Origin of the sequence: Shewanella pealeana ATCC 700345 (genome assembly GCF_000018285.1) — a bacterium.
Lineage (GTDB): Bacteria > Pseudomonadota > Gammaproteobacteria > Enterobacterales > Shewanellaceae > Shewanella > Shewanella pealeana.
The window spans coordinates 1,671,318-1,685,014 of record NC_009901.1 but is presented as its reverse complement, the minus strand read 5'-3'; the positions used below and the strand labels follow the sequence as shown (position 1 = coordinate 1,685,014).

The window sequence follows — 13,697 nt, the reverse complement described above, 5'->3', positions numbered from 1 at the left end:
CTAGAGCGTGACTGCATCACTTCGAGGGCGTTAAAGCTAAGAAGGAGCTAGGTCCTAGGAAAAGCAGGTTCTAGGAACATCAACAAATTAAAACGAACAGACTGAGTCACTTTTAAATTCAGCAAGTTATGTTTTGTAGGCTGGGCTTTAGCCCATCAAATATTTATGTCATCTATAGAAGCGACGGCATAAATGCCGACCTACTTTAAAAGAAAGTTCTAGCTTCGGCAAAAGAAACTCTACACTTAATCGATACAAACTTTTGCATTTGCATTTCCTAGGACCTAGCAGGACGAAGTCCGCTCTATAAGCAAAGCGCCCTAGGATCTTCTGTTAAATTAAATCTGCGTCAGCTCTATCCACTCTTCATCTGATAGTAACTTGTCTAAATCAACCAAAATCAATAATTCACCATCTCGATTGCTAACGCCCTGAATGAACTTAGCGCTCTCTTCTGTACCCACATTCGGTGCATTATCAATTTCCGAACCACGCAGGTAAACAACCTCTGCCACACTGTCGACTAGAATACCGATTACCTGCTTTTCAGCTTCAATAATCACAATACGTGTCGAGTCGTTAACATCGGCTGAAGCTAAGCCAAAGCGTGAGCGAGTATCAATAACGGTTACAACGTTTCCACGTAAGTTAATGATACCTAACACATAATGAGGTGCACCGGGTACTGGTGCTATCTCGGTATAACGCAACACTTCTTGAACCTGCATAACGTTGATACCATAAGTTTCGTTATCCAGCTTAAATGTTACCCACTGTAAAACTGCATCTTCGGTTCCCGCTGCTACGGCTACACTGTTTGAACTTGTCATAATCGCCTCAATCAATAGCTTTGCAGCTATATTTCTAAACTATTTGTGAATACTTATTGTTAGTACTTTTGCCAATAAAACTAACTGTCTTGCTATGTTTAACTGCGTCTAACTATTTACGTCTAGCTCAATCTAACTATGTCTAACTGCCTAAAATCAACGCCTAAATGCCACTAAGTAGGCTAGTTGCGTAAAATTTGAATTAGAATAGGTAGTTACTTAATCCAATACAATATATAGACCATTTTTACCCATTAATAAATAAACCTATTATCTATGATTGTTATTAATGGCTAACTTGCTCACAAGCAATAACCCATGCGGTAAAACATTACTTAATCGTTTCCAACCCAACGAGTTTCACGCTTTGCTATATGTATCGGCAGCTAAATGGCTCTCTTTAACCCAGTACATCACATACCAAGACCAAGCCAAATTTCTAACTTAACGATTTGAACTGAGCCAACTAGGCTCTATTAGCACGCTATAGCGTTTTGCTATATGAGCGCTATATGAGCGCATCTTGGCAACCTAAGCCTGAAGCCAACATTTGAACCAAGGCATCAACATTTAAAATGCCGCACATCTGCTCTTTTACTACACCAGCTAACCATGGACGCTTGCCTGCTTGACTGCGCCAATTAATATCAGACTTCTTAATTGATATCGTATCTACTAACGACTCACACCCAAGGCCCCAGCCGCTATCTTTAAGTACGACAACATATTGATAATTCACTTTCTGAGCTAACTGCTCATCATACTTCTCTGGCATCACCCAAGCGCAGGTATTGACGACATTAAGTTGCGCCTCACGATATTGCTGCACGCCCATATACCACTCAGGCCGCCCCATGAGTCGAGTAACTTTATCTAAATTGACGATCCCACCAAGACTGACTAAAGGCACTGCGAGCGTTAAACCTGCAACATTGAAAAAAAGTACCTGAAACTCCTCATCAAGCTGTTCTAATAGTGTTTGAGTCGACACTAAAGCCTCTTGCTCAGACTGTTCGCTTGTTACCACAGCACTCACTTGTGAAGCTGAATCAACCTCTGAAGCATCGAGTGTCGAACTCGATAGCCTTGTGACTTTATCTTGTGGTTCTACAACCTGAATTTTGGGCTGCTGAGCCTGAGCAACGACTTTAACTTCAACGGGTTCAATAGCATCGACAACGCCTTGCTGTACGCTAGCAACGCTGGCTTCTGTACGTGAAAGCGTCTGTGCGTCTTGCTGACTTGCCGTCTGGTTAGCCCGTGTAAACAGTAACTCAAGAGCCTGACGACTAAAACGTGGATCAACTTCTAACGTTTCAGATAATTGAGCATCTTGTGACGGCTCACTTTTCACAGCTTCTGCCACTGGCTCATTAAGCAACAACGAAAAATAATCACATACCGCATCATCAACTGATTTTGACATGGGATAGATCCTTCGCGAGTAAATAATCTAGTAATCTATTGTAAGCCTTCACGCCACGGCTACTTGGGGCATAATGGGAGGCGGGTAAATGGCTCAAACTTGCATCTCGAAATTTGGTATCAACAGGGATCACGTCCTGCCACAGCTCTTCGTTATAATCTTCATTAAGTTGCAACAAAGCGGCTGAGGCCGCGCGAGTACGTTTGTCAAACATGGTTGGCACTATGGTGTAGCTATAATTAATTTTTTTTGAACGTCCCATCAACAACATAGTTTTTACCATACGGTCTAGCCCTTTTAAGGCCAGAAACTCTGTTTGAACGGGTACAATAATGTGCTCACTTGCGGCTAGTGCATTTACCATCAACACACCGAGTACAGGAGGACAATCTATTAGCACAATATCGTACTGTCCTTCGATGAGCTTTAGGGCTCTTTTTAAAACAAGTCCCATTCCCGCTTCGTGACCTAGGCTGCGATCTAAAGTCGCCAAGGCCATGGTAGAGGGCATCAGATCTAACCCTTGTACATTCGTCGGTACAATATGGGTTTGAACAGTTTCGTGAGTTAGGCTCTTGTGAGCTAGAAATAGATCGTAAAGGGAACAAGGCAATTGCTCGCTATCTATACCTAAGTAATAGCCAAGGGATGCATGAGGATCGGTATCAATCATTAACACTCGTTGGCCACGTTTTACAAACGCACCAGCAAGACTGGCAACTGTTGTTGTTTTACCCACTCCGCCTTTTTGGTTTGCTATGGTCCAGATCTTCAAGAAATACCCTTAGGTTTATTAAGCTAATAAGATACGAGTTAAACTCAGATTACTATCAATTCAGTGATAAATCATTGGGCTAGGCTAATAATCTTACATACTGAATGATATACCCGTTCACAAATGAGCTAGAAGTATAATTACTTTTCAGGCTCTCTAGTTGTTACCCTGATCCCACCATGGGGCAAACTGATAAGCTTTACGCCATCAGGCGTCTCGGTCAGTGTTACAGCATGCTTAGGAACACGTTTGCTGCTAAAAGCAGCATTCATATTTGAAGGAGTATTACGCTCTTCTGGTTTATCTGATAGCCCTGCAGTTATATCCCGCTCCGATGCTACAGCTTGTTGCTCAGCATTAGCTATGACGTTATTTGAAGCTTTTTTCTGCTCAGGCTCTAAAAGAGAGTTAACTTTAACTGGCTCTTGTCGGCTACCACTTTCAGCTTTGGACTCATCAACGACTAAATCACTCGATTTTAAATTTACAGCCTGGCTTGAGGACTGTTGCTGCGCTCCCGGACCTATGGGTAAAATCGTTGATTCACCTTGCTTAGCGTTATCGACAAAAGAGCGCACAAAGTGCGGATTTTCAGCCATCCAATTCGCCATCACTTCAGCTTGTTCATCTGGCACCATGAGTAATACTTGGCTATTTTTAAGATTTTGAACTTCGTTAGTTAACAGCTTGTTTTTATGCAGTGATTCAAAATAGAGTGAGCCGAAGGTAAATGACGCAATACTCAGCAAAAACATTAACAGCAGCGCCAGCGTATTGATTTCTCCCCGTTGCTGAATGACACTCTGCTTCAAAGCTGCCTTAGCCATTAACGGTCTCTTTTAAAATCGATTCAGCCATATGCTCTAACGCAATTGATTTGGTTGCAATACCCGCAGCCGCGACGGCTTGAGGCATGCCATAAACCACACAGCTGGCCTCATCTTGCGCCCAAATGGTCGCACCGATACTCTTGAGCATTCTGGCCCCTTCACGGCCATCGGCTCCCATGCCCGTGAGCACTACGGCCAACACATCACCACCAAGCACCTTCGAAGCTGAGGCAAAAGTAATATCGACACAAGGCTTGTAGTTCATATCCGCCTTACCAGCAATGATCTTAACTCTGCCATAGGCTCCGCCTCGCTCTAGCATCATCTGCATACCTCCAGGGGCAAGATATGCACAACCCGGCCTTAACTGGTCTCCGCTCACCGCCTCTTTAACTTCTATCTTACACAAGCCATTAAGCCTAGCCGCAAATGTTGGCGTAAAGGCAGCAGGCATATGTTGGATAAGCAAAATAGGATGTGGATAATTGGCAGGGAATTGAGTTAACACCTTTTGTAAAGCAACAGGCCCACCTGTAGAGGTACCGATTAATAACGTCTTGTATTGTTTTCCACTACTACGGGTCACAACACTAGAACGACTCACGGGCTTATCGCTAGCAGTTAACGAGTGACCGCTAGTTGCTGGTGCATTAACACTCGTTCGAGAAAAACTTGAGATTGGGCGAGATCTATCTGTGACAGATTGAGCTCTTTCATTGCCTGAAAGCGCTCTATCGTTACTCGACAATGTTCGAGTTATGGGTCTAAACAAGCGACGGCGGCCTAATGCTCGAATACGTTGCTGTAACAGCGCTATAGCGTCATCTTTGTTACTTGCGATATCTTCAAAGCGTTTTGGTAAGAAATCTAAAGCGCCGGCATCCAACGCTTCTAACGTTGCCTTAGCACCATCGTGCGTCAATGATGAAAACATCAAGATTGGAATTGGCTTACTCGCCATGATCTCTTTAACCGCAGTGATCCCATCCATGACAGGCATTTCGATATCCATGGTGATCACTTGCGGGTTCAGCTCTGCAGCCATCTTCACCGCCTCTGCACCATTACAGGCAGTCCCCACCACCTCAAGCTCAGGGTCTTGATTCACTATCTCACTAACACGTCGTCTAAAAAAACTCGAATCATCAACGACTAAAACTTTAATGCCCATTCAAATTCCTTTACTGCACCACAGGCCTGCTCAATGCTGTATGTAAAAAAGGGAATAACAAGCTGCGTTATTCCCTATGCTAACCAGTGTTAGCTCCTGTTACGTGCGTAATGCTTAAGTAGTCCTGGTACATCTAAAATCAGTGCGATGCCGCCATCTGAAGTAATGGTGGCTCCCGCCATGCCCGGTGTACCATGAAGCAATGTTCCTAGTGGCTTAATCACCACCTCTTCTTGGCCTATAAGTGAATCCACCACAAAGCCAATCTGCATCGTGCCTAACTGAACGATGACGACGTGCCCATGCTGTTTATCACCATGCTTAAAGCTCAATTGCTTACGAGATAGCCACTGCTCTAAATAAAATAATGGCACCGCTTTATTACGAACAATAACCGTCAATTGGCCATCAACCACGTTAGTCTTAGTCAAGTCTAAATGGAAAATTTCATTGACACTCGACAGCGGTAAAGCAAACACCTGCTCGGCAACTTCAACCATTAAGGTCGGCATTATCGCAAGGGTCAACGGCACCTTAATCTCTAGACGCGTGCCCTTACCTAGTTGTGAGTCGATATGAACCGAACCATTTAACTGGGTAATGCGGGTTTTCACCACATCCATGCCTACGCCACGACCCGAGATATCAGAAACCTCAACTTTAGTCGAGAAGCCTGGGGCAAAAATAAGGTTATAGGCTTCTTCGTCGCTCATACGCGCGGCGGAATCTTCATCGAGAACGCCTCGACTGATTGCGATCCCTTTAAGCTTGTCAGGATCCATACCTGCCCCATCATCCTCAATCTTAAGCAGGATATGGTCGCCTTCTTGACTCGCTGATAAAGTAATTGTGCCCGTGCGTGTTTTACCGTTCTCTTCACGAGCATCTGGCATTTCAATACCATGATCGACCGAGTTCCTCACTAAGTGAACTAAGGGATCGGCTAACGCTTCGACGAGATTCTTATCTAAATCGGTATCTTCACCGATCATAACAAGGTCAATTTCTTTGTTTAAGCTACGGGCTAAATCACGAACAACGCGAGGGAAGCGGCCGAAAACTTTCTTAATTGGCTGCATGCGAGTTTTCATCACTGCGCCTTGAAGGTCAGCTGTGACTAAGTCAAGGTTGGCTAAAGCCTTTGACATATCCTCATCTTCACGTGCTACGCCTAGGCTGAGTAGACGATTGCGCACTAATACCAATTCACCAACCATATTCATGATTTGATCGAGTCTTGAAGTATCAACCCGCACTGTGGTTTCAGCTTGAGGCGCATTATTGCCAGCCGCCTTTGGCGCAACTTTAGCTGCTGCAGGTTTAACGTCTGGTTTAGGATGTGGCTTTATCTCGGTTTTAACTTCAGCGTTAACAGCAGGCACCTGCTGCGATGTTGTTATCGCTTGCACTACAGGCTGAGATTGATTGACTTCAGGCAGTTCAGAAACCGCTTCACTGGTATCGTTCACATTAGCTGACTTTCCTGGGCCAGTGCCTGAACCGTGCAATTCATCCAGCAAACGTTCAAACTCATCATCGGTTATTTCATCAGAATCGACTTGAGAACCACTTGGTTCGATAACCGCAGGCGCTGCCGACTGAACTTTAAACTGACCAGAGCCATGTAACTCATCGAGTAAAGATTCAAATTCATCATCGCTAATATCATCTGATGCAGGTAAAGAGGAGATAGAAGTCGACTCAACAGGCTTACCAGGACCGTTACCCGAACCATGCAGAGCATCGAGTAAGGCTTCAAATTCGATATCATCAATATCATCTATGCTACCAGTAGTTGCTGTAGCCTGTTCTATCACCTGCGTCTCTTGCGGCGCCACGGCTTCAATAGTCGGTTCTTGAACGCTGACGGTGGGCTCTACAGCGGCAGGAGAGGCGACTGTTTGTTCCATCTCAGATGGCAGTAGCTCACCTGCGCTTAAGGTTTTCAGCTGAGCTAACAATGTTGGCTCAGCTGGAGATTGAGTCTGCCCTGCTTGAGTTTCAGCAAACATTGAGTTGATTGAGTCGACCGCTTGTAAAATGACATCCATCAAATTAGCAGAAACTTCACGCTTCCCAGTACGCAAAAGATCGAAGGTATTTTCTGCTTCATGGCAAACATCTACCATTGGAGATAAACCTAAGAAGCCCGCGCCGCCTTTAACCGTATGGAAACCTCTAAATATCGCATTTAGCAGTTCGGTATCATCCGGATTATTTTCTAACGTGACTAGTTGTTCTTGTAGAAGCTCTAAAATCTCACCAGCTTCGATCAAAAAGTCCTGCAGTATCTCTTCATCAACATCAAAGGACATTCTTTGACTCCCTTAAAAACCTAAGCTCGAAAGCAGATCGTCAACTTCATCTTGACCCGTCACCACGTCCTGGCGGTGCTCTGCGTTCATAATAGGACCTTCAGCTTCAACGTTTAGCTTTGGCTTGTTATCAACAGTATCATGAGGGTGCTCACCAAATACTGTTAGCATGGACACTAAGCTATTCTCGACTTCTCTGACGAGTTCAATCACTCGACGGATCATCTGTCCGGTTAAATCTTGAAAGTCTTGTGCCAATAAAATTTGATTTAGAAGCTCTTTGACTCGGCTTGAATCCGATTCACTTCTTTCAACAAACTGATGAATATCATGGCATAAGGCTTTAAATTCTGTCAGTGGCAACTCACGACGCATCAGCTTATCCCATGCAGGTTTTATTGCTTGAATATTGTCGTTTAGTGCATTAGCAAGAGGTAAGCACTCTTCCACTGCATCCATGGTTTTATTTGCCGCTTGCTCTGTCATATCAATAACATAAGTCAAACGCTCTTTTGCATCTGGGATCTCTATGTTGGCTAATTCAATAAGACGACTGTCAAATTGAAAATCTGCAATAGCACTATGAAGTTGACGGGTTAAACGCCCGACTTCATCAAAGAGATCTTTTTGAATTGGTGCGGAAATCTCCCTAACCAATTCATCCGCTTTTTCTTGCTCACCCTGACTGAGAAGTGCAACTAAACTCTCTGCTTGTTCAAGAGTAATCAGGCTTGACGATTGTTGCTGCATAGCTCATCCCTGCTTAGCCGAGTCTCTCAAAAATTTTCTCTAACTTCTCTTTTAGTGTGGCTGCAGTAAATGGCTTAACTACATAGCCGTTTACGCCAGCTTGAGCTGCGGTAATGATCTGCTCACGCTTAGCTTCAGCCGTCACCATCAATACAGGAAGGTGTTTGAGGTTATCATCGGCACGAATAGCCTTTAATAGATCGATCCCCTGCATGCCAGGCATGTTCCAGTCGGTTACAACAAAATCGAAATCGCCTTTTTGTAGCATAGGTAGGGCTGTAGAGCCGTCATCGGCTTCTTGGGTATTATTAAACCCCAAGTCGCGTAACAAGTTCTTAATGATACGTCTCATTGTTGAAAAATCGTCAACAACAAGAATCTTCATATTCTTGTCCAAGGTTTCCTCCGCGGAGCGCGCCATATATGCGCGTGTAATGTGCTATCAATGATTATGATTTTATTCTTGCGTCCAATGCTTGAGTTTACCCTTGAGCCTGAGCATCGCCTGACTATGGATCTGGCTGACTCTAGACTCACTGACCTCAAGAATGGCCCCAATCTCTTTTAAATTTAATGCTTCATCGTAATAAAGCGACAAAACCAGCGCATCTCTTTCTGGTAATAATTTAATCGCTGCGACGAGCGCTGAATGAAACTCAACTTCAGCGAGTGATTCATAAGCATCGTCTTCGTGGCCATCTTCTGGGTTTATCCCATCTGCGGCTACGCCTAAATCTTCTATACCAACAACTTTTCCGACTGAAACATCGTTTAAAATTGCATGATACTCTTCGAGTGAAACCTCGAGTCGCTCGGCGATTTCGCCATCACGAGCATCACGGCCTAACTCCTGCTCAAGTTCATCTATAACTTGGGCCACGCGGCGCTGATTACGGTGTACCGAACGGGGTACCCAGTCGCCTCGCCTGATTTCATCTAACATAGAGCCCCGAATTCGAATACCGGCAAAGGTTTCGAATTTGGCGCCCTTACTACCATCAAAGTTTGATGACGCTTCGAGTAGCCCCATCATGCCGGCCTGCAACAAGTCATCTAACTGGACTGATGCAGGTAAACGAGCCAAAAGATGATGGGCTATTCTTTTTACAAGCGGTGCATACTGTTCAACGATAGACGTCTTATTATCAAAACGAGTATACGCAGCCGCTTTATTCACCCGATTTATCCTCTTGATAATCAGGACGCTGAACTAGACGCTCAACGAAAAACTCTAAATGACCGCCTGGCTGAGACGGCACTGGCCAGCTCATGATCTTGTTCGCTAAACCTTGGTATGCAATCGCTGCCGGTGACTTAGGGAATGCCTCTACAATCAACTTTTGCTTTCGCACCGATTTACGTAAATTCTCATCAAATGGCACTGTGGCAACGAGCTCTAATGCCACATCGAGGAATCTGTCTGTCACCTTGCTCAATTTAGCAAACAGCTCCATTCCTTCACGTAAGCTACGTACCATGTTAGCCACAATCTTAAAGCGGAACACACCGTGTTCGCGACTCAAGATCTTAATTAGCGCATATGCGTCGGTAATCGATGTTGGTTCGTCACACACCACAATCAATACATCTTGTGACGCACGAGAGAAGCTTAGCACCATATCTGAGATCCCGGCCGCCGTATCGACGATGAGGATATCAAATTGGGTTCTCATCTCACTGAAAGCACGAATAAGACCGGCATGCTGAGCTTGAGTCAGTTCTACCATGGCCTGAGTACCCGAAGTGGCAGGAATAATACCAATACCTTTAGGTCCTCGAAGGATCACATCATCTAATTCGGCATCTCCCGACAAAACATGAGATAAATTTCGCTCTGCGCGCAAACCTAACATCACATCGACGTTCGCTAGACCTAAATCGGCGTCCAGTACCAGTACACGTTTGCCCTTTTCGGCTAACGCAACAGCTGTATTAATCGATACGCTGGTTTTACCAACGCCACCTTTACCACCTGATACGGCGATTACTTTTACTTTTTCATTATTTGGCTGATTCATCATACGTAAACCGCTTGCTTGATCCGGAGTCATGGCTTCACTCAAATGCATAGGTCACTTCTTGTGACCCTTCGCTATTATGTAATGGTTCTATGGGGTTGTTATCTAATGCTGCTAATGCACGATTGGCTAAAGATAGAGTATCTGCCACCTGCATATCTTCAGGAACTCTTTGTCCGTCCGTTACATAACTTAAAGGTAACCCACTTTGAATCAAGACACTTAACGCTGGCGCTAAAGAAATTGATTCATCTAATTTTGTTAGTACCGCACCCGAAAGTGGAATACGCGTAAACTGTTTTACAGCATCTTCTAATACACGACGTTGCCCTGTTGCAGACATTACCAGATAACTGCGTATTGGTAATCTGCTATTTGCAGCTAAACTATCGAGTTGTTGGAATAAACGTTGATCTCTTTGCCCCATACCTGCCGTATCGATAAGGACCAACTTACGGTTCCTAAATTGATAGAGTATTTGTTCTAACTCATTAAAATCATGAGCCTGTTTTACAGGGCATCCCATTATCTTGCCATAAGTTGCTAATTGCTCAAAGGCTCCAATGCGATAATGGTCCGTTGTAATGAGAGCAACTTGATCTGAGCCATGATAAGCGGCAAAACGCGCTGCCAATTTAGCCACAGTCGTTGTCTTACCGACTCCTGTTGGCCCAACAAACGCCACCACACCACCTTGGCGCACAATATCATCACCTTGATTGTCCAGCATATTAGCTAAACTTCGTGGCAAAGAGGCGACTAATTCCGCTGGAGAGTAATGCTCACTGAGGCTCGATAACTTCTTTGCAATCGCAGGCGAAAACTCTGCGTCTAACAATTTGCTCTCAAGCATTGCCCCAACAGGGTCAATACGGTTTTTCTGTTCAACCATCAAACTACTGACTTGATGCGTCAATAAATTACGAATTGACGCTAATTCTTGTTTCATCGCGTCAATTTCTGCAGTGTTGTTTTGCTTCTGACCATTGAAACTGTCTGGGGCACGGTTTGGGGTAAACTCGGCTTTAACAGGCTCGTTTTTTTTCACCTGCGCCTGCAGTCCTTTGGCCCATTCAGGCATATCCAGTTCGTCACTGCTTCTAGATTGAGTTTGCTGACTTATGCGACTCTGCTGACGCTCAAGTAGCGCTTGCAGTGAATCGGGTGCTGGCGTGGGATTAGCACGACTTTCAGCCCTTACATTCGGCGCTCTACCACCCGACTGCACGCCTAAGGTCACTCTCTCTTCTGCAAGATCGGTGAACATAGCTGACGACGGCTTAGTCTCTGCAATCTTTGGCTTAGGCTCGTCATAATCAACAGCCGCAACAATCTCAATGCCACCCGTCACTTTCTTGTTAGACATGATCACAGCATCAGATCCCAAGGTTTCTTTAACTTGGGCTAAGGCCGATCGCATATCTTTTGCTAAAAATCTTTTAATTTTCAATTATTCGACCTCTACTGACCCACTGCCGAGACGATGCGTATCTGCTTCTCGTCGGGGACTTCCTGATATGAAATCACCCGTAAATTAGGGATCGTATGCTTAACGAATCGCGATAAGGTTGAACGTAACATGCCTGATGTCAGTAAAATCGCAGGTTGCCCCACCATTTCTTGACGCTGTGTGGCGTCCACTAATGACTTCTGCATGCGTTCTGCGAGGCTTGGTTCGATATTTGGACCATCTCCTCCCGTCGCCTGCATAGACTGATGCAACATCTGTTCCAACTCTGGCGCCAAAGTTATGACGGGGATTTCAAGCTCTGGTCCACTGATCTCTTGCACTATCATACGTTTTAGCGCAATACGAACGGCAGCGGTCAACACCTCGGTGTCACTACTCTTGGTTCCATACTCAAGCAAAGTTTGTACTATGGTCTTCATGTCGCGAATTGACACCCCTTCATTCAGCAGGTTCTGCATCACCTTCACGACTGTCCCAAGTGGCATCACATCGGGAATAAATCCATCAACCAACTTAGGTGAATGCTTGCCTAGCATCTCAAGTAACTGCTGTACTTCTTCATAACCAAGTAGCTTAGCAGCATTATTGGTCAGCAGCTGACTGATGTGTGTAGCCACTACCGTGGATGCATCCACGACGGTATAACCTAAGGTCTGTGCATGCTCGCGCATCTCTGGGGCAATCCAAACCGCATCTAGGCCAAAAGCCGGATCTTTGGTTTCGATACCGTCGAGCTTGCCATAAACTTGACCCGGGTTAATCGCCAGTTCACAGTCATGACGAATTTCTGCCTCACCCGAGCTTACGCCCATAAGAGAGATCCGATAGGCATTGGGGGACAGATCTAAATTATCGCGAATATGCACCGCTGGCACCAAGAAGCCTAACTCCTGCGACAGCTTCTTACGCACCCCTTTAATACGGCCAAGTAGCTCGCCGCCTTGGCCTTTATCAACTAGTGGAATTAAGCGGTAGCCCACTTCTAGGCCAATGGTGTCGACATGCTGCACATCGTCCCAACTCAACTCTTTTGGCTGAATGTCTCTTGGCTCTACAGGGCCACTCTTCGCAAGCTCTAGGGCACGTTCTCGGTCGGTGTCTTTCTTTTTCTTAATAAAATAAGCCGCGGCGCCAGATACAGCAGCGCATGATAAGAACACAAGATGCGGCATACCAGGCACTATTCCCATCACTAACATCACTGCCGAAGCAATAGCTAGAGACTTGGGACTGTCAAACATCTGTCCCATTACCATCTCGCCCATGTCGCCCGATTCATTTTGACGGGTCACCATCAAAGCCGCTGCAATAGATAAGAGCAGACCGGGGATCTGCGCCACTAGGCCATCACCAATCGTTAATAGGGTATAAATTTCAACGGCAGAAGAGAAAGACAGGTCATGCTGAGCGATACCAATGATAAAGCCGCCGACGATATTAATAACCAGAATTAAGATACCGGCGACCGCATCGCCTTTTACAAATTTTGACGCACCATCCATGGCACCGTAAAAGTCGGCTTCACGGGTCACTTCGGCGCGGCGGGCCCTAGCTTCTTCTTGGGAGAGTAGCCCGGCATTTAAGTCGGCATCGATTGCCATCTGCTTGCCCGGCATGGCGTCGAGGGTGAAGCGAGCACTCACCTCAGATATTCGCCCAGCACCTTTTGTTACCACCGCAAAGTTGATGATAATAAGGATTAAAAACACCACTAGACCCACGGCATAGTTGCCACCAATCACCACCGAGCCGAACGCTTCAATCACTTTACCGGCGGCATCACCACCGTTATGGCCTTCTAGCAGTACCACACGGGTGGAGGCAACGTTTAGGGCGAGCCGGAGTAAGGTAGCGACCAGTAAAACGGTAGGGAATGCGGCGAAATCAAGTGGTCGGTCGCTGTAAATCGCCACCAAAAGCACCACTAACGCCAGTGCAATATTGAAGGTGAAAAGGATATCGAGCAGGAACGCTGGCATAGGTAAAATAATCATAGCCAGTGCGGCTAAGACCAATAAAGGCGTACCAATACCTTTTAAATGTGCAGGCTTTATCTGTTTTAATTGGCCTAGACTTGCTTTAAGTTCCATTCACCCTGAGTCCGATCTTTG

12 protein-coding genes are annotated in these 13,697 nt (G+C 45.4%); all 12 read right to left on the bottom strand.

What is annotated here, in order from left to right:
- Nucleotides 1-338: 338 nt before the first annotated feature.
- The gene (locus SPEA_RS07255; protein WP_012154639.1) at nt 339-830 is read right to left on the bottom strand and encodes a chemotaxis protein CheW; all 492 of its coding nucleotides are present in this window, start codon (nt 828-830) and stop codon (nt 339-341) included.
- A 508-nt stretch (nt 831-1,338) separates the two neighbouring features.
- Nucleotides 1,339-2,256 carry a chemotaxis protein CheW gene (locus SPEA_RS07250; protein ID WP_012154638.1) on the bottom strand — a complete coding sequence of 306 codons (918 nt, stop codon included), beginning with the start codon at nt 2,254-2,256 and terminating at the stop codon, nt 1,339-1,341.
- The gene (locus SPEA_RS07245; RefSeq protein WP_012154637.1) at nt 2,240-3,031 is read right to left on the bottom strand and encodes a ParA family protein; all 792 of its coding nucleotides are present in this window, start codon (nt 3,029-3,031) and stop codon (nt 2,240-2,242) included. Before SPEA_RS07245 ends, SPEA_RS07250 begins: the two co-directional genes overlap by 17 nt.
- Nucleotides 3,032-3,171: 140 nt before the next feature.
- Entirely contained in the window at nt 3,172-3,858 is a 687-nt protein-coding gene (locus SPEA_RS07240; RefSeq protein ID WP_012154636.1) for a hypothetical protein, read from the bottom strand.
- On the bottom strand, nt 3,851-5,032 hold the full coding sequence (locus SPEA_RS07235) for a protein-glutamate methylesterase/protein-glutamine glutaminase (protein ID WP_012154635.1): 1,182 nt from the start codon (nt 5,030-5,032) through the stop codon (nt 3,851-3,853). The genes SPEA_RS07240 and SPEA_RS07235 overlap by 8 nt, the downstream gene beginning before the upstream one ends.
- Nucleotides 5,033-5,121: 89 nt before the next feature.
- Nucleotides 5,122-7,347, bottom strand: coding sequence for a chemotaxis protein CheA (locus tag SPEA_RS07230; RefSeq protein WP_012154634.1), 2,226 nt, complete (start codon nt 7,345-7,347; stop codon nt 5,122-5,124).
- Between the two features lie 12 nt (nt 7,348-7,359).
- A complete protein-coding gene (locus SPEA_RS07225) occupies nt 7,360-8,097 on the bottom strand; it encodes a protein phosphatase CheZ (RefSeq protein WP_012154633.1) in 738 nt (245 codons plus the stop codon).
- A 13-nt stretch (nt 8,098-8,110) separates the two neighbouring features.
- Nucleotides 8,111-8,494 (bottom strand): chemotaxis response regulator CheY, encoded by a 384-nt coding sequence (gene cheY, locus SPEA_RS07220; RefSeq protein WP_083766708.1) that lies wholly within the window; start codon nt 8,492-8,494, stop codon nt 8,111-8,113.
- A 60-nt stretch (nt 8,495-8,554) separates the two neighbouring features.
- Complete coding sequence (locus SPEA_RS07215) at nt 8,555-9,274, bottom strand: RNA polymerase sigma factor FliA (RefSeq protein ID WP_012154631.1); 720 nt, start codon at nt 9,272-9,274, stop codon at nt 8,555-8,557.
- The gene (locus SPEA_RS07210; protein ID WP_012154630.1) at nt 9,267-10,148 is read right to left on the bottom strand and encodes a MinD/ParA family protein; all 882 of its coding nucleotides are present in this window, start codon (nt 10,146-10,148) and stop codon (nt 9,267-9,269) included. Before SPEA_RS07210 ends, SPEA_RS07215 begins: the two co-directional genes overlap by 8 nt.
- A gap of 4 nt (nt 10,149-10,152) precedes the next feature.
- Complete coding sequence (gene flhF, locus SPEA_RS07205; RefSeq protein WP_012154629.1) at nt 10,153-11,565, bottom strand: flagellar biosynthesis GTPase FlhF; 1,413 nt, start codon at nt 11,563-11,565, stop codon at nt 10,153-10,155.
- Nucleotides 11,566-11,576: 11 nt separating this feature from the next.
- Nucleotides 11,577-13,676: a flagellar biosynthesis protein FlhA gene (gene flhA, locus SPEA_RS07200; protein ID WP_012154628.1), complete on the bottom strand. Its 2,100-nt coding sequence runs from the start codon at nt 13,674-13,676 to the stop codon at nt 11,577-11,579.
- Nucleotides 13,677-13,697 lie beyond the last annotated feature (21 nt).